Origin of the sequence: Enterobacter sp. E12, assembly GCF_014596715.2 — a bacterium.
Taxonomy (GTDB): Bacteria; Pseudomonadota; Gammaproteobacteria; order Enterobacterales; family Enterobacteriaceae; genus Enterobacter; species Enterobacter bugandensis.
Window position 1 is genome coordinate 2249480 of the sequence record NZ_CP115601.1, and the last position, 23806, is coordinate 2273285.

General features: G+C 60.5%; 6 protein-coding genes and 2 pseudogenes. 5 read left to right on the forward strand and 3 right to left on the reverse strand.

The window, feature by feature from the left end; genetic code table 11:
• Positions 1–10: 10 nt before the first annotated feature.
• Entirely contained in the window at positions 11–1012 is a 1002-nt protein-coding gene (gap, locus tag IB212_RS10785) for a type I glyceraldehyde-3-phosphate dehydrogenase (RefSeq protein ID WP_028013079.1), read from the reverse strand.
• Between the two features lie 188 nt (positions 1013–1200).
• On the opposite strand from gap, the gene cybB reads away from it, so the two are divergent.
• Positions 1201–1731: a cytochrome b561 gene (gene cybB, locus IB212_RS10790; protein WP_041910082.1), complete on the forward strand. Its 531-nt coding sequence runs from the start codon at positions 1201–1203 to the stop codon at positions 1729–1731.
• Positions 1732–1775: 44 nt separating this feature from the next.
• Here cybB and IB212_RS10795 read toward each other — a convergent pair whose 3' ends face one another.
• Both IB212_RS10795 and IB212_RS10800 read right to left on the reverse strand, forming a co-directional pair.
• Positions 1776–2843 (reverse strand): oxidoreductase, encoded by a 1068-nt coding sequence (locus IB212_RS10795; protein ID WP_041910080.1) that lies wholly within the window; start codon positions 2841–2843, stop codon positions 1776–1778.
• A gap of 13 nt (positions 2844–2856) precedes the next feature.
• Positions 2857–3600, reverse strand: coding sequence for a DeoR/GlpR family DNA-binding transcription regulator (locus IB212_RS10800; protein ID WP_028013082.1), 744 nt, complete (start codon positions 3598–3600; stop codon positions 2857–2859).
• 716 nt (positions 3601–4316) lie between these two features.
• Here IB212_RS10800 and IB212_RS10805 point away from each other — a divergent pair.
• From IB212_RS10805 to IB212_RS10820, 4 genes and pseudogenes are all read left to right on the forward strand, one after another.
• A complete protein-coding gene (locus IB212_RS10805) occupies positions 4317–5654 on the forward strand; it encodes a TolC family outer membrane protein (RefSeq protein ID WP_041910078.1) in 1338 nt (445 codons plus the stop codon).
• A 121-nt stretch (positions 5655–5775) separates the two neighbouring features.
• Positions 5776–6120, forward strand: a pseudogene (locus IB212_RS10810) (BapA/Bap/LapF family prefix-like domain-containing protein); the annotation flags it as partial.
• A gap of 222 nt (positions 6121–6342) precedes the next feature.
• A pseudogene (locus tag IB212_RS10815) lies at positions 6343–7686 on the forward strand (Ig-like domain-containing protein); the annotation flags it as partial.
• A gap of 48 nt (positions 7687–7734) precedes the next feature.
• Entirely contained in the window at positions 7735–23781 is a 16047-nt protein-coding gene (locus IB212_RS10820; protein WP_409033787.1) for an Ig-like domain-containing protein, read from the forward strand.
• Positions 23782–23806 lie beyond the last annotated feature (25 nt).

The window sequence follows — 23806 nt, forward strand, 5'->3', positions numbered from 1 at the left end:
GTGGGGAGAATCACAGCGCCGCAAACTTATCCAGCGTCCGCACCAGCTGCGTCACAAACCCATACTCGTTGTCATACCAGGCAACGGCTTTCACCAGCTGCAGATCTCCCGCTTCTGACACCTCCGTCTGCGTGGCGTCAAACACCGAACCATAGTGCGAGCCAATCACATCTGAAGAAACAATCTCGTCATCGGTATACCCGAACGATTTATTCCCCTGGGTCGCCTTTTTCAACGCGGCGTTGATCTCCTCGACCGTCACCTTTTTACCCAGAATCGCTACCAGCTCGGTTACCGATCCGGTTTTCACTGGCACGCGCTGGGCATGACCCTTTAGTTTGCCGCTGAGCGCGGGGATCACCAGGCCGATGGCTTTCGCCGCACCGGTGGTATGCGGAATAATATTTTCTGCCGCCGCCCGCGAGGCGCGCAGATCTTTCCCGCGCGGGCCATCCACCAGCGCCTGGGTGCCGGTATAGGCATGAATGGTGGTCATGGTGCCCACTTTAATTTCAAACGCGTCGTTCAGGGCTTTTGCCAGCGGTGCGAGGCAGTTGGTGGTGCAGGACGCGACGGAAATAATGGTATCACTGGCGTCAATGGTATCGTCATTCACGCTATAGACGATGGTCTTCATCTCACCCGCGGGCGCCGAAATCAGCACTTTCTTCGCACCGGCGTCCAGGTGCGCCCGCGATTTTTCTTCTGAGGTATAAAAGCCGGTGCACTCCACGACGATATCCACGCCCGCGGCTTTCCACGGAATGTGCTTTGCCTCTTTTTCGGCGTACACCGCGATGGTTTTACCGTCGACAATCAGCGCATCCTCGGTGAAGTCCACGCTCCAGGGGAAGCCACCGTAGTTGGAATCATGCCTGAGCAGGTAGGCCAGGACTTTCGGGGAGGTGAGGTCGTTGATGGCGACGACGGTATTGCTGTCCTGGGTTTCAAGAAGGCGGCGCAGCACAAGGCGTCCAATGCGTCCAAATCCGTTAATGCCAATTTTACTCATGGTGTTCTCCTGTGAACGTGTCGATACGACAGTTTGAACTCATCCAGGCTTAGACCATCACGGGCAGGGCAGCAATTGAAGATGCTTCATGCGAGGGGAAGTATTTGAAAAACCATACAGAAAAGTTAATGAATTTTTAAGGAAAGGAGATTATGTTGGCGCGGTGACTGTTTATTTCAGGAAATCCCATGCGCACTAAATATACAAGCCTGCAAATCACGATTCACTGGCTGGTGTTTTTGTTAATCGTCGTCGCCTACTGCGCGATGGAATTCAGGGGCTTTTTCCCGCGTTCCGATCGACCGCTTATTAACATGATCCACGTCTCCTGCGGCATCTCGGTTCTGGTGCTGATGGTAGCGAGATTGCTGATCCGCCTGAAGTTTCCCGCACCGCCCATTCAGCCTAAACCCAAAGCGATGATTACCGGGATGTCCCACCTTGGGCATCTGATCGTCTATCTGCTGTTTATTGCGCTGCCGCTGATTGGCATTGTAATGATGTATAACCGTGGAAACGACTGGTTCGCCTTTGGTCTGGCGATGCCTCACGCGGCGGAGGGGAATTTTGAACTGGTGGATGTGCTGAAGGAGTGGCACGTTACGCTGGCAAACCTGGGCTATTTCGTGATTGGTCTGCACGCCTTTGCGGCGCTGATGCACCACTATTTCTGGAAAGATAATACTCTTTTGCGCATGATGCCGAATAAGCGTCAGTAGTCTTTAACTCGTGCCGGGCGGCGCAGCGCCACCCGGCTTGTTTTTTAACCCAGAAGAGCACGCTCTTCATCAGTTAACGCCAGCGTCTGCGTTGACCCCGTCTCTGACGATTTCACCGCCGCTTCCAGAACAGCCATGACCGCTAACGCCTCGACAGGATGAACGGGATTGGCGATCTTCCCGAGTATCGCATCCCGCACGTTGATGTAGTACTGCCGCTGATCGCCCTTTGGCGTGGCAATCGTTTGGGGTTCACCATCAGCTCCGAAGAACACCATGCTGTCGTCGTCTTCGCCCCAGGCGTCGCTGCCGGGGATTACGCCAGCCAGCAGCTGCGCTTCCTGGCGATCGATTCTGGCTTTCACCACGCTGCCTTTGTCCCCGTGAACGGTAAAGCGCGCCGTACCGCCAGCCACCAGCATGCTGGCATGCAGAACCACCTTATGATCCGGGTAATTGAGGACCACGTGCGCCCAGTCGTTAACCTCTGCGCCGTCGCGCAGCGTGGCGATATTTCCCTGAACAGACTCTGGCAGGCCAAACAGCTGAAGCGTCTGGTCGATCAGGTGAGGGCCCAGGTCAAACCACAGACCGCTGCCGGGGACGTTCTGCTCGCGCCAGCGCACGCGCACTTCCGGGCGGAAGCGGTCAATATGCGACTCCAGATGTTTAACCTTGCCAACCGTGCCTTGCTCAATAATCTGCTTAATGCCGAGGAAATCACTGTCCCAGCGGCGGTTGTGGAAAACGGAGAGCAGAAGCTGCTTTTCATCCGCCAGGGCTATCAGGTCCCGGGCTTCCTGCATGTCCAGGGTGAAAGGCTTATCCACGACCACGTGTTTTCCCGAGTTCAGGGCCAGCGTCGCCAGCGGCGCGTGGGTGGCGTTAGGGGAGGCAATGACCACCAGGTCAACATCAGGATGTTGAATGGCTTCTTCGGGCGTGGCTACCACCAGCACATCCGGAAGATCGCGCTTCACTTTCTCTTCATCACGGGAAGAGACCACCGCCAGCTTGAGCCCGTCCACGGACTGGATCAGCGGGGCATGGAAGGTTTTACCGACAAAACCATACCCGATCAGCGCAATGTTGATTGTTTGAACTTTACTCATGACCTTCTCCACGTTATTGCGCGCACACCGTGACCCGTAATGCGCCAGGGTCCCCAAGCTCAGGCCAGGGACGATCTAAAAAGAGTTGATGAATATCGGTGAGCCCGGAGACCAGATACGGCTCGCAGCGGTTAACTTTCAGGTGATCGGCAACAATCCAGTGTGCATGGCTTGCGGCGAGCATCGCGCGTTTCACCTCGGCGTCCGCTTCTTTACCGGCACTCAAACCGAGTTCGGCATGAAGAGCGCACGCACCGAGAATGGCGATATCGGCCCGATAGCGTGACAGCAGGGACAACGTGGCGCTGCCGGCAAACAGGCGCTGTTTCGGGTCCCATTTTCCACCGAGCAGAATAAGCTCAATGTCTTCCCGGTCGCTAAAATGCTGGGCGATATCCAGCGAGGTAGTGATCACGGTGTGAGGCCCCTGCAAAAAAGTGGCTACGGCCATCACCGTACTGCCGGCATCCAGAAACAGGGTGGAACCCGGCGGAACCGCCTGCGCAACCTGTTTCCCCAGACGCTGCTTGGTTTCCGGCAGCAGGGTATTGCGGCCCTGACGATTCATGGCCGAAAGATTCAGAGCAATAGCCCCGCCGTGATTCTTCTGGGCAAGCCCCTGATTTTCAAGATCGGTCAGATCCCGACGAACGGTATCCGCCGAAACCTGCAGCTTTTCTGCCAGTTCGGTGATGCTGGCCTGACCTTGTTCACTGAGAATATCAAGGACATAGCGTTGACGTGCGGTTTTGTGCATGGGCAGCAATCCTGCAAAATGTCGCAATAAATTGCATAATACAGCATTTTGACGCAGAAGGAAGGAGTATCGTAAACCAGGTTGATGTTTAATTATTGGAATTATATTAAGCGGATATCATTAAGCCGTTCTGAATGTTAACCACAGTGTTAATGTTATGTTTTAATCAACGATTTGGGTTATGTAACCAATGTATTGTGATTAACTGGTGGAATATGCTGATATTTAATTAAAATAAAGCATTTAATGTCTGATTTATGTTTTTTATTAGAATTATTTTTCAACAAATTGATGGCTCTTACTTAAGTTGACACTTCTTTGAAAATCTTTGTGTCTGACCCGCTCAGAAATTAACGCAAAAATGTGCGCAGAGGAGATTAAGAATTTTCCTTAAATTACAGTGTGTTTTGATGTTTCATCTGAAAGGCTACTTTCGGAGTTTTGTCCAGAAACCCCATGTTTTTTCTTATATGTAACACCGCATTAACATTGTGGGTGTAGTGGCCTATACCACATTTTGTTATGCTGCAAATCAACTTATGAAATAAGTAATTTCTTAAATTTAATAAGACAAAGGCGGATCTCATCTCCATCGGAAATGGGTATGGGGAGCTTTACCTGAAATTTAGCGAGGAAGTTAAATAAGATATTTGTCTAATTATCTGTACCTCTTTTTGGGTAATTGCTTGAGTATCACTCAGAGTCAGGGAGATAAAATGACGATATTACGCAAGCCTGTTTCACGCCAATTTATAGCTACGCTGGCGTTAATTTCATTAGCCCTAAATACGGCTTATGCCAATAGTGGCGCGGTAGGTATTGCCCCGATGGCAACGACGACCTTAAAGGAAAGTATTCTTTTCGCTATCGATCGCGATCCGTCAATTAGCCAGCAGGCCGCGCAGTTAGGTATTGGTCAGGCGCAAATAGACGAGGCGCGCAGCGGCTGGATGCCGCAAATAGCGTTGAACGGGAGTACGGGGCATAGCCAGACCACCGATTCCAGCGGTTCGCTGAAGAACTCTGCGGCCTGGGGAGTGAGCCTGACCCAGCTGATATACGATTTTGGCAAGACTAACAATAGCATCAGCCAGTCTTCCGCCCAGCGCGATAGCTACCGCTACCAGCTGATGAGCACGCTTTCTGACGTGGCGGAAAAAACGGCGCTCGGCTACGTGGAGGTCAAACGTTATTCCGACCTATTACAGGCGGCAAAAGAGAACGTTCAGGCACTGAAAAACGTGGAGCAGCTGGCCAAGCTGCGCGCCGATGCGGGCGTGAGTTCCACCTCCGATGAACTCCAGACCCGCACGCGTATTGCCGGCATGCAGGCGACGGTGGCGCAGTATAACGCCGCGTTGAACAGCGCCCGCGCAAGGCTCGCGGTATTAACCGGAATGCAGGCAGATCATTATTCGCCGGTACCCGCAAACCTCGCCGTTGAGCCGGATTCGCTTAACCGCATTGATTATTCGTTAATACCGGCGGTAATGGCCGCGCAGAATATGGAACGTTCGGCCCAGTATGGCGTTGAAACAGCGAAGTCCCAGCACTGGCCAACCCTGAGCCTGAAAGGGGGACGCACGCGTTACGAGTCGGACAACCGCTCATACTGGGACGACCAGATCCAGCTCAATATTGACGCACCGCTTTATCAGGGCGGCGCGGTATCTGCACGCGTGCGTCAGGCTGAGGGCGCCCGGGCGATGGCGTCCTCTCAGGTCGATCAGGCGCGTTTCGACGTGCTGCAAAAGGCCTCCGTCGCGCAAGCTGACTGGACCGGCGCACGGGGAAGAATGGAGGCCGGGAAACGGCAGCTGGAAAATGCGCTGCGGGCCCGCGAGGTTTATAAAAATGAATACACCCTGAGCAAGCGGAGCATTAATGATTTGCTCAGCGTTGAGCAGGATGTCTGGCAGGCCACGTCGGCGAAAATAATCGCCGAGTATGATGGCTGGAGTTCGGCAATTAATTATGCTTCCGCGGTTGATAATTTAATGCCGCTTATTGGAATAGAGAAAAACGCTGCCGCAAAATTACCCGATTTGAGTTAACAAAAGCCACGCATAGCTGCACGAAATAAGTCTGAAAATAATGGGTGTTTTTTCCCAGGGATAGCTGCATCCGTCTGGTGGATATATCCACAGGGATCCGTACACCTGCAAGGAGAGGAATATGAGTAACGTAAAGGTTGTTGATGTCATCATTCGCAAAACGGCGGAGAAAACGAAATTAACCGGCGAAGGGAATCTGTCGGTCTCTATTTCATCGCCGAGCGTGATTGAAATTCAGGGCTCTGCTCAGGACGTGGTGCGTTATGTCCGCCAGGGTAAAGACCTTCTCATTTATATGAAGGACGGCAGCGTTATTCGCTGCAATAACTATTTTGTTGAAGATCCTGAAACCCAACATCAGTCAGAGCTGGTGTTCAACGACGGGCAGGAACTGACTCATCTCTCTTTTGCCGATGCCGGGGAAGCGTCAGGCGTTGCCGCTACTGAATTAACCGCGCAGGCCACACCCATTAGCAGCATTGAACCCTTCCTGGAGCAGGGAAGCGCCCTGAGCGATGCCCCGTGGGGCTGGATTGCAGGGGCGGCGTTAGGCGGCGGTGCTATCGGCGCACTGCTGGCCCACGGCGGTGATGGCGAAACCAAAACGAAAGTCATTGATAACACCAAAGAAGTGGAAAGCGCCACGCCGACCTTCCTGCTGTCGGACAAGGTGGGCGACAAGCAGGGAGTGCTGAGCGCAAACGCCCTCACGGACGATAACGCGCCGACCTTCAGCGGTACCGGTCAGCCGGGCGCGACCATCCAGATTAAAGACGGCAGCGGCAGCACCATCGCCAGCGCGATGGTCGGTAAAGACGGCACCTGGACGGTAAAACTCCCGACCCAGGCCGACGGAGAGCACACCTGGTCGGTGGTGCAGATCGACGGCAGTAAAACCACGTCAGCGGGCAACATCACCGTGACCGTTTCTACGTCCGAGGCCACGCTTACGCTGGCGACAACGGCGGGTGACAACGTGATTAACGCCAGCGAACAGTCCGCAGGCTTTACGCTGTCCGGCAGCAGTCAGCATCTGGCGCAGGGAACCGACGTTTCCGTAACGCTGAACAGCAAAACCTACACCGCTCAGGTGGGAGCAGACGGCGCGTGGAGCGTTAACGTGCCTGCGGCAGACGCACAGGCGCTCAGCGACGGTACCTGGACCGTCAGCGTCAGCGGCAAAGACGCGGCGGGTAACACCGTGAGCGGAAGCCAGACGATTGGCGTGGATACCGCTGCGCCAACGCTCTCCGTCGATACGCTCGCGCAGGACAACATCATTAATGCCGCTGAGCACAACCAGCCGCTAACGCTGAGTGGTAAAACCAACGCGGAAGCCGGGCAGATTGTGACGGTGACGCTGAACGGCAAAAATTATAACGCCACGGTGGGCAGCGACGGCACCTGGTCCGTCACGCTGGCGGCCAGCGAGGTGCAGGCCCTTAATGAGGGTCACCACACCCTGACGGTGAACGTCAGCGACAAAGCAGGCAACGGCTCGTCCGTGACCGCGGATTTCACGGTAGATACCAACGCGCCGGTCGTCACCATCAACACCGTCGCGGGCGACGATATCCTCAACACCAGCGAGCAGGGCCAGGCGCAGATTATTTCCGGGCGGGCGAGCGGCGCGGCGGCAGGCGATGTCGTCACCGTGACCGTTGGCGGCCAGACCTTCACCGGCGTCGTACAGGCAGACGGCAGCTGGAGCGTGGGCGTTCCTGCCTCCGTCGTCGGCGCGCTGGGTGAGGGCAACCACACCCTTGCCGTCTCCGTCACCGACGCAGCGGGGAACACCGGTAGCGCCACGCACGGCATTGTGCTGAGCGGTAACGCACCGGAATTTACGATTGACGCCATCAGCCAGGACAACGTGCTGAATGCCCGGGAGGCGATGCAGCCGCTGAGCCTGAGCGGCACCAGCAACCTGCCGGACGGCAGCGCCGTTACCGTGACGCTGAACAACGTCAGCTATCAGGCGACCGTCGAAAACGGTATCTGGGCGGTTCAGGTGCCGGTATCCGACGTCCTGAATCTGGCGAACACCCTTTATAGCGTCAGCGTCAGCGGCACCGACAGCGTGGGTAACAGCGGCTCCGCAGAGGCGAATCTGCTGGTCGATACCGTGCTGCCGAAGGTGATCATTAACACCTTTGCGGGGGATAACCTGGTTAATAACGCCGAAGCGGGCGTGGACCAAACCCTCAGTGGCCGCGTTACCGGCGCGGCGGCGGGCGATACGGTGTCTGTTACCGTTGGCGGTAAGAGTTACAGCGCCACGGTGGGCAGCGATCTGACCTGGAACGTCACGATCCCTTCAGCGGATCTTCAGGCGTTCGGCGACGGGGATTTGACCTTTACCGCCTCCGTGACAAACGGGCACGGTAATACTGGCACCGGCGAGCGCGATATCAATATCAACGCGGAACTGCCGGGTCTGCGCGTAAACACCATTTCCGGCGATGATGTGATCAACGCCATCGAGCAGCAGCAGGATCTGACCGTCACCGGCGCCAGCACCCATCTGGCCGCAGGTACGCCGATTGTCGTCACCATCAACAATGTCGACTATCACGCCGTGGTGACCGCCAGCGGCGGCTGGAGCATTGGCGTTCCTGCTGCGGATCTGCAGGCCTGGACGGCCGGAGGTATGACGGTCAGCGTCAGCGCGGAAGATGCCTGGGGCAACACCGTTGCGGCTGAACACCCGATTGAACTCGATCTCAACGCCGTGGCGGTCACCATTGATACCGTCTCCGGCGATGACCTGCTGAACGCGGCAGAAAAAGGGAGCGACTTAACCCTTTCCGGCCAGACGCAGGGCGTGGAGGCGGGGCAAACCGTGGTGGTGAAATTTGCCGACCAGACTTTTACCGCGCAGGTGCAGCAGGATGGCTCCTGGAGCCTGACTGTCCCGGCGAACGCCATGGAAACGCTGATCGACGGGCGGGCGCAGGTAAGCGTCAGCGTGACTAACGTCAGCGGCAACAGCGCGGACGCCTCACGCGTGGTGACTGTCGATACGCAGCCGCCGACCATAACGCTCGATAATCTGACCGACGACAACATCATCAATGCGGCAGAAGCGCAGCAGGATCTGGTCCTCAGCGGCAGCACAACCGCTGAAGCGGGCCAGACGGTCACCGTGACGCTGAACGGCAAAAACTATCAAACTACCGTACAAGCTGACGGCACCTGGACGCTGAACGTGCCTGCCGCCGACGTTGGCGCGCTGGCAGACGGCACTGTCACCGTGACGGCCTCCGTCAGCGACGTGGCAGGTAACAGCAGCAGTGCGGACCGCGTTGGGCTGGTGGATGCCACCGTGCCGCAGGTGACCATTAATGACTTTGTCACCGACACCAACACCGTTAACCAGCTGGCCCATTCTCAGGCGCAGATCCTGAGCGGCTCCGTCACTGGTGCTGCGGCGGGCGATTTGGTCACCATCACTATTAATAACGTGGACTACACCACCGCGGTGGACGCGGCGGGCAACTGGAGCCTCGGCCTGCCTGCATCCGTCGTTCAGGGGCTGACGGACGGCACCTGGACCATTAACGTCTCCGTGACCGATCGCTCCGGCAACACCGGCAGCAGTTCTCTGGATGTGGTGGTGAATACCGTGACGCCTGTTATCGGTATTAACACGCTGGCCGTAGATGACGTGATCAATGCGGCAGAGAAGGGTGAAGATCTGCTGCTTTCCGGTACCAGCAACCAGCCGGAAGGGACCACAATCACCGTAAACCTGAACGGTATCAACTACACCGCCACCACTAACGCCAGCGGCAGCTGGAGCGTCACCGTGCCCGCCTCTGCGGTGAGCGCGCTGGGCGAAGCCAATTACACCGTGACGGCGAGCGTTACCGATAATGTGGGCAACAGCGCCTCAACCTCGCACGATGTGCTGGTGGACAGCGCGTTGCCGGTCGTCACTATCAACACCTTCGCGACCGACAATATCGTCAACGCGGCGGAAGTCACCGCAGGGCAAACCCTGACCGGGAAGGTCTCTAACGCGGCATCGGGCGATACCGTCACGATTATCCTCGGCGGGCAGACATACACCGCTACCGTGCAGGACGATCTCTCATGGAGCCTGCCGTTAACCGAGAGCCAGTTAACCGCGCTCGGCAACGGCGAACTGACCGTATCGGCCAGCGTCACCAACGCGCACGGCAACACCGGTTCGTCTTCGCTGGACTTTACCATCGACGCCCAACTGCCGGGCCTGCGTATTGATACCGTGGCGGGTGATGATGTCATTAACGTCATCGAGCACGCTCAGAACCTGATTGTTTCCGGTTCAAGCACCGATCTGGCAGCGGGCAGCACCGTCACGGTGACCATTAACGGCAAGATCTATTCCGCAACCGTACTGGCGGACGGTACCTGGCAGGCGGCGGTTCCGGCAGCGGACGTGTCCCAGTGGGCGGACGGTTCGCTGGATATCAAGGCAAGCGCGCAGGATCCTTCCGGCAACCCGGTGACTATCGGCACCGTCGTGGACGTCGATCTCGCGCCGGTCGCCGTCAGCATCAACAGCGTGACCGCGGACAACGTGCTCAACGCGGCAGAAAAAGGTCAGGATCTGGTGCTTTCCGGCTCCTCCGCGAACGTAGAAGCGGGCCAGACCGTCACCATCACCTTTGCGGGTAAAACCTACACCACGACGGTGAACGCCAACGGCGACTGGACGTACACCGTACCGGCAGCCGATTTGAGCGGACTGAAGGACGGCGACGCCAGCGTGCAGGTCAGCGTGAGCAACCTGAACGGTAACGCGGCGTCGTCTGCGCAGGAGTTCAGCGTCGATACCGCCGCGCCAACGGTGACCATCAATACCATCAGCGGCGACAACATGCTGAATGCGGCGGAGGCAGCGCAGGATCTGACCCTGAGCGGGAGGTCCACTGCCGAAGCAGGCCAGACGGTCAGCGTAACCTTCAACGGCAACCAGTACACCGCGCAGGTGCAGGCTGACGGTAGCTGGACGCTGGTCGTGCCGGCAGCCGATCTGGCGGGCATCACCGACGGTAACGCCACGGTCACGGCGACCGTGTCCGACAAAGCCGGCAACCCGGCCAGCGCGGATGCCTCCGTGCTCGTGGATACCACCGTGCCGCAGATTAGTTTTAACATCGTTGCGGGCGACGACATCGTGAATATTGCCGAGCACGGCCAGGCGCTGATCGTCTCCGGCAAGGTCACGGGCGCGCAGGCGGGTGACGTCATTACCGTCACCCTGAACGGCAAAGACTACACCGCGATGCTGGACGGTGCCGGAAGCTGGAGCGTGGGCGTTCCGGCGGCAGACGTGGGCGCGCTGGCTAACGGCGAGCAGACGATTACCGCGACCCTCACCGACAAAGCGGGTAACAGCACCACCGCCACGCATGAATTTGACGTCTCCCTGGCCGCGCCGGAGATTGCCATCAATACCCTGGCGCTTGACGACGTGATTAACGCGGTCGAGAAAGGCCAGGATCTGCAGATTTCGGGCACCAGCAACCAGCCGGAAGGTACAGCCATTACGGTGACCCTGAACGGCATCAGCTACGCCGCGACCACCAACGCCAGCGGCGGCTGGAGCGTGACCGTTCCGGCGGCGAACGTCTCTGCGCTGGGCGAAGCGAGCTATACCGTCACGGCAAGCGTGACCGATAGCGCAGGCAACGGCGCGAACGCCAGCCATAGCGTGCTGGTCGACAGCGCGCTGCCGCAGGTCACCATTAACGCAATCGCCATCGATGACGTGATTAACGCGGCGGAAGTCGCTTCCGGACAAACCCTGAGCGGGAAGGTGAGCGGCGCGGCGAACGGTGACACTGTCACCCTTTCAATCGGCGGCAATACGTATACCGCGACGGTTCAGGACGATCTGAGCTGGTCGGTCAACGTGCCGTCCGCGGTCTTAACCGCTATCGGTAACGGCGATCTGACGGTGTCAGCCAGCGTCACTAACGGCCATGGCAACACCGGCTTCGGCGAGCGCGAGATCACCATCGACGCCAATCTGCCGGGCCTGCGCGTCGATACCGTGGCGGGCGACGACGTGATTAACAGCATTGAGCATGCGCAGAACCTGATTATTACCGGCTCCAGCGACGGCCTGGCAGCGGGCGCGGCGCTGAGCGTGATCGTCAACGGCAAAACCTACGCGGCCACGGTGCTGGCAGACGGTACCTGGACGGCGGCCATTCCGGCGGCAGACGTCAGCGCGCTCGGCGCAGGCACGGTCACCGTGAAGGTCGAGGGAAATAGCGCGGCAGGCAACCCGGTCTCCATCAGCCACGACGTGAAGGTCGATCTGGCGACGGTTGCTATCAGCATTGACGCGATTGCTACCGACGACGTGATTAATGCGGCAGAAAAAGGCGCAGATCTGGTGCTTTCAGGTTCCACCAGCAACGTGGAAGAGAACCAGACGGTTTACATCACGTTCGGCGGCAAGTCCTACACGGCGAAAGTGGATGCCAGCGGCAACTGGACGGCGACCGTGCCGTCGGCAGATCTGGCTGGCCTGAAGGATGGCGATGCCAGCGTGCAGGTGAGCGTCACCAACGTGAACGGCAACAGCGCCTCTGCGGGACGCGAGTACGGCGTGGACGCCACCGCGCCGACGGTCTCCATCGAAATCGTCAGCGACAACAACATCATCAATGCCGCCGAAGCGCAGCAGGATCTGGTCGTCAACGGCGTCTCTAACGCCGAAGCGGGCCAGACCGTGACCGTCACGCTGAACGGCGTGGATTACACCACCACCGTGCAGGCAAACGGCAGCTGGAGCGTGACTGTGCCTTCTGCGGATCTGGGCGCGATTACCGACGGGAACTATACCGTCAGCGCCACCGTGTCGGACAAAGCGGGCAACCCGGCCTCCGCGGCTCGCGATGTGCTGGTCGATACCACCGTGCCACAGCTGACCATCAACACCGTTTCCGATGACGACGTGATCAACAGCGCCGAGCACGGGCAGGCTCTGATCGTTACCGGCTCAGTGACCGGCGCGGCGGCGGGCGACGTGGTGACCGTTACCCTCAACGGCAAATCATACACCGCCACCCTGGATGCCTCAGGCAACTGGAGCGTGGGCGTGCCTGCGGCGGACGTCACCGCGCTGGCCGCCGGGGATTACACTATTACCGCGGCGCTGAGCGATAAAGCGGGCAACAGCAACAGCGCCACGCACGGCGTGGAGGTGAACCTGACCGCGCCGGTGCTGACCATTGACACCATTTCCGGTGACGATGTGATCAACAACACCGAGAAAACCCAGGACCTGACGATCTCCGGTACGGCTTCCGGACTGGCGGCGGGCGCGGTGGTGACCGTGATGCTCAACGGCAAAGCCTACAGCGCCACGGTTGAGGCCAATGGCCAATGGTCCACGACGGTTCCGGCGAGCGAAGTGGGGCAGCTGGGTGAAGCGCTTTACACCGTCACTGCCTCGGCAACGGACAGCGTCGGCAACGGCACCAGCACCTCGCACACCGTGAACGTGGAGTCCGTTCTGCCGGGCGTCACGATCAACACCGTGGCAGGCGATGACGTCATCAACGCGGCAGAAGTGGCCGCAGGCCAGACTATTAGCGGCACCGTGGTGAATGCCGAGGCGGGCAACACCGTGACCGTGACGATTGGCGGCAACAGCTACACCGCAACGGTGCAGAGCGATCTGACCTGGTCCGTCGATGTACCGGAATCGGTCCTGACGGCGCTGGGCAACGGCGATCTGACTGTAACCGCCAGCGTGACGAACGGCGTGGGCAACAGCGGCAGCGGCGAGCGTGAGATCGCGATAGACGCCAGCCTGCCGGGTCTGCGCGTGGACACCATGGCGGGCGACGACGTGATCAACAGCATCGAACACGGACAGAACCTGATTATTACCGGTTCCAGCAATGGCCTGAGCGCAGGCACCGCGCTGACCGTTACCGTCAACGGCAAAACCTATCCCGCGACGGTACTGGCGGACGGTACATGGAGCGCGGCTCTCCCTTCTGCGGACGTAAGTGCCCTGGCAGCGGGCACGGTCACCGTGACCGTTGAAGGCCAGAGCAGCGCGGGCAATCCGGTTTCCATCAGCCACGATGTGACGGTGGATCTGGCGAACGTCGCTATCAGCATCGACGCCATTGCCACCGACGACGTGATTAACGCGGCGGAGAAAGGGGCGGATCTGGAGCTCTCCGGCACCACCTCAAACGTGGAGGAAAATCAAACCGTCACCATCACCTTCGGCGGCAAGAACTACACCGCCACGGTGGACGCGGCGGGTAAGTGGACCGCCACGGTGCCGGCTGCGGATCTGGCGGGCCTGAAGGACGGTGACGCCAGCGTGCAGGTAAGCGTCACCAACGTCAACGGCAACAGCGCCTCTGCGGGCCGCGAGTACAGCGTGGATGCCACCGCGCCATCCGTCACCATTAATACGATTGCGACTGACGACATCCTGAACGCGACGGAAGCGCAGTCTGACCTGGCGATTTCCGGCAGCAGCACCGCCGAAGCGGGCCAGACCGTGACCGTGTCGCTGAACGGCAAGGACTACACCACAACCGTCGGCGCGGACGGCAGCTGGACGCTGAACGTTCCGTCGGCGGATCTGGCCGCGCTTAATGACGGCAGCGTCACCGTTACCGCGAGCGTGAGCGACAAGGCGGGCAACCCGGCATCCGTAAACCATAACCTGACGGTGGACGTGACCGTACCAGCGGTCACCATCAACACCGTGGCGGGCGACGACGTGATTAACGTCGCCGAGCACGGTCAGGCGCAGATCGTCAGCGGCACCGCCACCGGCGCGGCAGCGGGCGATAAGGTCACCGTCACCCTCGGCGGCCAGACGTACACCACCGTGCTGGACGCGGCGGGGAACTGGAGCGTGGGCGTCCCGGCTAGCGTGATTTCCGGCCTCAGCGACGGCACCGTGACCGTCACTGCGTCTGTTACCGACGCGGCGAGCAACACCGGCAGCGGCACCCATAACGTGACCGTCGATACCGGTCTGCCATCGGTCAACTTCAACGTCATCAGCGGCGATAACGTTCTGAATGCGGTGGAAAAAGGTCAGGATCTGAGCGTCAGCGGCACCAGCGCCAACCTGGCGGAAGGCACCGTGGTGACCGTGACCCTGAACGGTAAAAACTACACCGCGACGACGGCGGCGGACGGCACCTGGAGCCTGACGGTTCCGGCTGCGGATCTGGCCGGTCTCGGTCAGGCCAGTTACACCCTCAATGCTACCGCCACCAACGGGGTGGGCAACAGCGTGAGCAGCGCTGCGAACCTGCTGGTCGACACCGCGCTGCCGACCGTCACCATCAACACCGTGGCGGGCGATAACGTTATCAACGCGGCGGAAGTGGCGGCAGGCCAGACCCTGAGCGGTACCGTGGCGAATGCCGAAGCGGGCAACACCGTAACCGTGACCATTGGCGGCAACAGCTATACCGCAACGGTGCAGAACGATCTGAGCTGGTCCGTGAACGTGCCGTCTGATGTGCTGACCGCACTCGGCAACGGCAGCCTGAGCGTGACGGCAACCGTCACCAACGGCCACGGCAACACCGGCAGCGGCGAGCGTGAGATTGCGATAGACGCTAACCTGCCGGGCCTGCGCGTGAACACCGTGGCGGGCGACGACGTGGTCAACAGCATTGAGCATGCGCAGAACCTGATCGTCACCGGCTCCAGCGACGGGCTGGCGGCGGGCACGGCGCTGACCGTTACCGTGAACGGCAAAGACTATGCGGCGACGGTGCTGGCGGACGGCACCTGGAGCGCGGCGGTTCCGTCTGCTGACGTGAGCGCGTGGCCGGAAGGCACCGTGAAAATCAGCGTCACCGGCGACAGCGCGGCGGGTAACCCGATTACCATCAGCCACGACGTTACCGTGGATCTGGCTACCGTTGCCATCAGCATCAACGCCATTGCCACCGACGACGTGATCAACGCGGCGGAGAAAGGGGCGGATCTGGTGCTGTCCGGCGCGACCACCAACGTGGAAGCCGGGCAGACCGTCACCCTGAGCCTGAACGGTAAAATCTACACCACTACCGTAGAAGCAGACGGCAACTGGACCTATACCGTGCCGGCTGCGGATCTGGCGAGCCTCAAGGACGGCGACGCCAGCGTGCAGGTGAGCGTCACCAACGTGAACGGCAACAGCGCTTCGGCGGGCCGCGAGTACAGCGTGGATGCCACCGCGCCGTCCGTCACCATCAATACGATGGCGACTGACGACATCCTGAACGCCACGGAAGCGCAGTCTGACCTGACGGTTGCCGGCACCAGCACCGCCGAAGCGGGCCAGACCGTGACCGTGTCGCTGAACGGCAAGGACTACACCACAACCGTCAGCGCGAACGGCAACTGGACGCTGGACGTTCCGGCAGCGGATCTGGCGTCGCTCAGCGACGGCAGCGTCACCGTGACCGCGAGCGTAAGCGACAAGGCGGGCAACCCGGCATCCGTAAACCATAACCTGACGGTGGACGTGACCGTGCCTGCGGTGACCATCAACACCGTGGCGGGCGATGACGTGATTAACCTCGCTGAGCACGCGCAGGCGCAAATCATCAGCGGCACCGCGACCGGCGCAGCAGCGGGCGATAAGGTCACCGTGACCATCGGCGGCCAGACTTACACCACCGTGCTGGACGCGGCGGGGAACTGGAGCGTGGGCGTTCCGGCCAGCGTGATTTCCGGCCTCAGCGACGGCACCGTGACCGTCACTGCGTCTGTTACCGACGCGGCGGGCAACACCGGCAGCGGCAGCCATAACGTCACCGTGGACACCGGGCTGCCGTCCGTGGGCTTTAACGCCATCAGCGGCGATAACGTCCTGAACGCGTTGGAAAAAGGTCAGGAATTAAGCGTCAGCGGCACCAGCGCCAACCTCGCGGAAGGCACCCTGGTGACCGTGACCCTCAACGGAAAAAACTACACTGCAACGACCGCCGCAGACGGCACCTGGAGCCTGACGGTTCCGGCGGCGGATCTGGCGGGTCTGGGCGAAGCGAATTACACCCTGAGCGCAGCCGCGACCAACGGCGTGGGCAATAGCGTCAGCAATACGGCGAACCTGCTGGTCGACACCGCGCTGCCGACCGTCACCATCAACACCGTGGCGGGTGATAACGTCATCAACGCGGCAGAAGTGGCGGCAGGCCAGACCATCACCGGTAAGGTGGCGAACGCGGAAGCCGGTAACACGGTGACGGTGAACATCGGCGGCAACAGCTACACCGCGACGGTGCAGAGCGATCTGACCTGGTCCGTGAGCGTGCCGGAATCCGTCCTGACGGCCTTGGGCAACGGCGATTTGACCGTGTCGGCGACCGTCACCAACGGCCACGGCAATACCGGCGCGGGCGAGCGCGAAATCGTTATCGACGCCAGCCTGCCGGGTCTGCGTATCAATACCGTGGCGGGCGATGATGTGATCAACAGCATTGAGCACGGACAGAACCTGATCGTCACCGGTTCCAGCGACGGGCTGGCGGCGGGCACCACGCTCACCGTGACCGTTAACGGCAAAACCTATGCGGCCTCCGTGCTGGCGAACGGTACCTGGAGCGCGGCGATCCCGGCGGCAGACGTCGCGGCCTTCGCAGCAGGTACGGTCACCGTGACCGTTGCAGGCCAGAGTGCGGCGGGCAACCCGGTGACCATCAGCCATGATGTGACCGTCGATCTGGCGGCGGTGGCGATCAGCATCGATGCGATTGCTACCGACGACGTGATTAACGCGGCGGAGAAAGGCGCGGATCTGGTGCTCTCGGGCAGCACCTCGAACGTGGAGGAAAACCAGACCGTCACAATCGCCTTCGGCGGCAAAACCTACACCGCGAAAGTGGATGCCGACGGCAACTGGACGGCCACCGTGCCTTCCGCGGATCTCGCGGGCCTGAAGGACGGCGACGCCAGCGTGCAGGTGAGCGTCACCAACGTGCACGGCAACAGCGCGACGGCAGGCCGCGAGTACAGCGTGGATGCGACCGCGCCGACCGTGACGATTGATACGGTGGCAGGTGATAACGTGATTAACGGCAGCGAAGCGGCTGCGGGCGTGCCCATCTCCGGCACCACCACGGCGGAAGCCGGGCAGACGGTCACCGTGACGCTGGGCGGCAAGAGCTATACCGCTCAGGTGCAGCAGGGCGGTATCTGGAGCGTCAACGTACCGGGCACCGACCTCTCCGCACTGGCCGATAACGGTTACACCGTGCAGGTCAGCGTGAGCGACGCCGCGGGTAACCCGGGCAGCGCGGGCAAAGCGATTACGCTTGATACCACGCCGCCGTCCGTCAGCTTTAAGGCTGTGGCGGGCGATGACGTCATCAACAGCGTGGAGCACGGGCAGGCGCAGATCGTGAGCGGCACGGCAACCGGCGCGAGCGTCGGCGATAAGCTGGTCATCACCATCGGTTCGAACCAGTACACCACCACCGTTGACGCCAGCGGCAACTGGAGCGTGGGCGTTCCGGCCAGCGTGATTTCTGCCCTGACCGACGGCACCGTGACCATTAGCGCGACCATTACCGACAGCGCGGGCAACAGCAGCACCCAGACTCACGATGTGGTAGTGAACACGGCTTCCGTGGCGCTGACGGTGAACACCCTCAGCGGTGACGACGTCATCAACGCAACAGAAGCGGGTAGTGCGCTGGTGATTAACGGCTCCAGCGCCCAGTTCGCCAGCGGGACGCAGGTCACCGTGACGCTGAACGGCAAGACCTATACGGCCACCATCCAGAACGACGGCAGCTGGACGACCACCGTTCCGGCCGCAGACGTGGGTGCCCTGGCCGATGGCGCGAGCTATCAGGTATCTGTGTCGGCGCAGGACAGCGCGGGCAATAGCGCCTCGGCGACGCACGGCATCAGCGTGGATACCACCGCGCCTGTCGTGAGCATTGCGACGCTGTCGGGTGACGACATGCTGAACGCGCTGGAAGCGCAGCAGCCGCTGACGGTACACGGGTCGACCAGCGCGGAGGCGGGCCAGACCGTCACCGTGACGCTGGGCGGCAAAACCTACACTGCGCTTGTGGGCAGCGACGGCACCTGGACGCTCGATGTGCCGGCGGCAGATCTGGCTATCCTGAGCCAGGGGGCGTTGACGGTCACCGCGTCGGTCAACGACAAAGCCGGTAACGGCGGCCAGACCACGCACACCTTAACGGTGGATACCGCTGCGCCGACCGTGACTATCACTACCGTGGCGGATGACGATATCGTCAACAACGCGGAGCAGCTGGCGGGTCAGACCATCCGCGGCACCACCACGGCAGAACAGGGCCAGACGGTGACCGTTTCCTTCAGCGGGCACAGCTATCAGGCGACCGTCGGGGCGGACGGAACGTGGTCGGTCTTCGTGCCGGGCCGTGATTTCCTCGGCCTGAGTGACGGGGAGTACACCATTACCGCGTCGGTAAGCGACAGGGCGGGCAACCCGGGTAGCGCAACGCACGACGTGACGCTGAACGGCGATGTCCCAACCATCACCATTAACACCTTTGCGCAGGACGATATCGTCAACGCGGCCGAACACGGCACGCCGCTGGTCGTCAGCGGCACCACCGACGCGCCTGCGGGCCAGACGGTGACCATCACCCTGAACGGCAAAACCTACGCGGCGACCGTGCAGAATGACGGCACCTGGAGCTACACGGTGGGCAGCGCAGACGTCACCGCGCTGGCAGACGGCGGTTCGTACGTGATTAAGGCGCAGGTCAGCAACGCCATCGGCAACAGCGCCAGCGATAACCACACCGTAACCGTCGATCTCACCGCGCCGTCGATGGGCATCAGCATTGATTCGCTGCAAAACGACACCGGCCTGAGCGCGACGGATTTCATCACCAACGATAAGCAGGTAGTGGTCAACGGCTCGCTGACCGCGCAGCTCGGCAATAACGAGAAGGCGCAGATCAGCCTCGACGGCGGCACCACCTGGATTGACCTGACGGTGACCGGCACCACGTGGCGCTACACCGATGGCCGCACCCTGACGGACGGTACGTATCAGTACCAGGTGCGGGTGATCGATAGCGCGGGCAACGTGGGGGCAACGGACAGCCAGGACGTGGTAATTGATCTGACGAAGCCTGCGGCAACGACCATTACCGTGGATTCCGTCACCCAGGATACCGGCCTGTCCGGCAGCGACTTTATCACCAGCGACAACCAGATCAGCCTGAAAGGGACGCTCGGCGCGGCGCTGGGCAGCGGCGACCACGCGCAGATCAGCCTCGACGGCGGCGTCACCTGGACCGACGTCAGCGTGAGCGGCCTGACCTGGACCTACGTGGACGGTCGTACGCTGGCCGACGGGGATTACAACTACCAGCTGCGCGTGATTGACGACGCGGGCAACATCAGCGCCACCGCCAGCCAGGTGGTGACCATTGATACGGTTGCGCCGGACGCCAGTAAAACGATCGCTATCGACAGCATCAGCGACGATACCGGCCTGAGCAGCAGCGACTTTATCACCAACGATACGTCCCTGACGCTGCACGGCTCGCTCGGCGCGACGCTGGCCGACGGCGAGTATGCCCAGATCAGCATCGACGGCGGCGTCACCTGGCAGAACGTGATTGTCACCGGCAACAGCTGGTACTACGTGGACGGACGTACGCTGGGTAACCAGACCTATGACTACTACGTGCGCGTGGTGGATGCGGCGGGCAACGTGGGCGCCAGCGCCTATCAGCAGGTGACCGTCGATACGGTCGCCCCGGATGCGGCGATTACGGTGACGGTGGATAACATCACCGTGGATACTGGCTTCGACAATAACGACTTCCTGACCAGTTCGACCTCGTACACGCTGCATGGCACGCTTGGTGCAGAGTTAGGGGCGGGTGAGTACGTGCAGGTGAGCATGGACGGCGGCAGCACCTGGGTGTATGCCACGGTAAGCGGTACCCAGTGGCGCTATAACGACACGCGCACCCTGGCCGACGGGGATTACAGCTATCAGGTGCGGGTAGTCGATCAGGCGGGCAACGTCGGTGCCACTACCACCCAGACCGTGACGGTGGATACCCAGGCGCCGCAGTACGGCATCACCATCGACAGCATCAGCGATGATACCGGGCAGTCCGGGAGTGATTTCATCACTATGGACACCACCCTGACCATCAACGGCTCGCTGGGCAGCGCGCTGGCGAGCGACGAACGGGTGCAGATCAGCCTCGACGGCGGAAACACCTGGGTTGACGCCACTGTCACCAACCAGCGCTGGAGCTACACCGATACCCGCGTTCTGCCTGACGGAGACTACACCTGGCAGGTGCGGATTATCGACCAGGCGGGCAACGTCGGCTCCACCGCCTCTCAGGTGGTGACGGTGGACACCACGCCGCCAGCTACGGTAGGCACGGTAGTGAGCTATACCGACGGTGAAGGCGAGCGTCAGGGCACCTTCGGCAGCACGGTGGCCACGGACGATAACGCACCGCTGATCAACGGTACGCTCAACCGCGCCCCTGAAGACGGCGAGATCGTCCAGCTATACCGCGACGGCGTTCTGCTCGGTCAGGTGACCATGAACGGCAGCGCAAGCTGGTCCTTCCAGGATAACGGCCTGAGCGATGGCAACCACACGTACATCGTGCGCGTGACCGACAAAGCCGGTAACTACACGGAATCGGACGGCTTCGTGCTGAACGTTGATACCAGTATCCCGACCACCACGGCGGCGATTACCGCGCAAACCACGTCGGATACCACGCCGATCGTCACCGGTACCGTCTCCGCTGACCTGGTGAACGGCGAATACCTGGTGGTGACGGTAAACGGCAAAACCTACACCTCCCAGACGGGTGGTGCCGTGGTAGTCGACCCGGATCACAATACCTGGTACCTGCAGATCCCGGACGGCGATGCCCTGAGCGTGGCGGGCTACAGCGTGACGGCGCAGGTGAAGAGCAGCGCGGGTAACGGCAATACCACCGGTACGGCGACCGGCAGCCTGGTGATTGATACCACCACGGTGAATACCGACTGGGCGACCACGGCGGGGAACAGCAACAACTCCACCATGACCCTCGGCATGAACAGCAGCGGTCTGTGGAATATCATTGCGAACACTCAGGCTTACTCCAGCAGCGATAGCTCGACCTATGCCGGCAATACGCTGACCAACACCCGCGGCTACTACGTGGTGAGCCAGACCGCCGCCGACTTTGACCGTAACGGCACGCAGGATATCTTCGCGACGGAAAATACCTACGCCGGGTCAACGCAGGTGATGTGGACCTACGATGGCAGCACCTATAACGCCAGCCAGCTGGCGATGGGGACCACCATCTGGTACGGCGGCGTGATTGCGTACGATAAAACCGGCGATGGCTACCTGGATCTGGCCTACGGCGATGCCGGTATGGACTCACTGACCTACCTGGTGAACAACAACGGCGTTCTGTCGCCGGACGGCACCGGCGGGGAGGGCGGTTTCTACGGCCAGTTCGACTCCGGGCGTGAAATCTCCGGCGTCGACCTGAACAACGACGGTACGGTGGATATCGTTCAGCACACCAACCGCAGCGGCGCGTACTCGCTCACCGTGATCAACAACAACGGCAACGGCACGCTCTCCATCGGCCAGAACCTGACCAACGTGTTTGTGGTAAACGCCGCGAATACCACCACGGCGGCGTCCATGACGTGGGCGGATTTCAACGGCGATGGTTACATGGATCTGTACCTGGGCAGCAGCTACAACAACAACGGCGGGGTGATCTACTACAACGACGGTACCGGGAAGCTCTCCACCACCAAGAGCGCGGTAGAGGCTTCTAACGCCACGGCGGGCTATCTGTCGGTGGCGGTGGACTGGAACGGGGACGGGCAGATGGACATCGTCAAGCTCAGCACCTACGGCGGTTCACAGACGGCGACCCTGTTCACCAACAACGGTTACGGCTCCACCTGGACCTCAAGCCAGCTGGCTTCAGGCATTGCTTACGCCACCGGCGTGGCGGCAGTGGACTACAACTGGGACGGTGCGCAGGATCTGCTGGTCTCCCAGCAGAACGGCAAGGTGGTACTGGTCCAGAACAGCAAAACCATTGCCGACGGCACCGCGATGCATCTGCACATTGTCGACAGCGAGGGCATCAACGCCTACTACGGCAATACGGTCAACCTGTACAACGCCGCGGGCGTGCTGGTGGCTTCGCAGATCATTAACGCCCAGTCCGGTATCGGGTCGAACGATACCTCTGCGCTGGTGAGCTTCTACGGGCTGGATCCGAATGAAACCTATTCGGCCGAGATCCTGAAGATCACCAACGGCGTGTCGGATAACGTCACCTGGAGCGGTCTGGAAGCGGGCAACGGCAAAGAGGGCTACGTCCTGACGGCCGAAGCGGCCACAGGCGGCCACAGCGGAACCATTACCGGAACCGGGTATAACGACACCTTTATCGCCGAAAATGGCACTTATACCTACAACGGCTCCGGCGGCTGGACTACCCATTCCGACCATGACACCTGGAGCAACACCGGTGGGATGGACGTGGTGGATTACCGCAATGCGACCTCCGGCGTGACCGTGGATCTGCGACTCTCAACCGCGCAGGACACCGGCTTCGGCACCACGCGTCTGCTGAACATTGAAGGGATTAACGGCTCGGATTACGACGACGTCATCACCGGCAACAGCGGTGATAACCGGTTCGAAGGCCGCGGCGGAAACGACACCTTCAACATCGGCAGCGGCGGTCACGATACGCTGCTCTACAAGCTGATTAACGCCTCGGATGCCACGGGCGGTAACGGTCATGACGTGGTGAACGGCTTCACCGTTGGCACCTGGGAAGGGACCGCGGACACGGATCGTATTGACCTGCGCGATCTGCTCTCTGGCAGCGGCTATACCGGCACGGGCTCGGCGAGCTTTGTGGACGGCGTGGCCACGCTGGACAGCAGCGCGGGCAACATCACCGATTTCGTCCGCGTGGTGCAGAACGGCAGCAATACCGAAATCCAGGTGGATCTGGACGGTACCGGCGGCCAGTTCTCGCCAACCACCCTGGTGACGCTGAACGGCGTGCAGACGGACCTGGCAACGCTGCTGGCGAATCATCAACTGTTAATTGCGTAAACCAACGCCGCGGGGAGCAATCCTC

Bases quoted from the DNA above. Each gene is read 5' to 3' on its own strand.
- gap (WP_028013079.1), bottom strand. From the start codon at position 1,012: ATGAGTAAAATTGGCATTAACGGATTTGGACGCATTGGACGCCTTGTG.
- IB212_RS10800 (WP_028013082.1), bottom strand. From the start codon at position 3,600: ATGCACAAAACCGCACGTCAACGCTATGTCCTTGATATTCTCAGTGAA.
- cybB (WP_041910082.1), top strand. From the start codon at position 1,201: ATGCGCACTAAATATACAAGCCTGCAAATCACGATTCACTGGCTGGTG.
- IB212_RS10795 (WP_041910080.1), bottom strand. From the start codon at position 2,843: ATGAGTAAAGTTCAAACAATCAACATTGCGCTGATCGGGTATGGTTTT.
- IB212_RS10805 (WP_041910078.1), top strand. From the start codon at position 4,317: ATGACGATATTACGCAAGCCTGTTTCACGCCAATTTATAGCTACGCTG.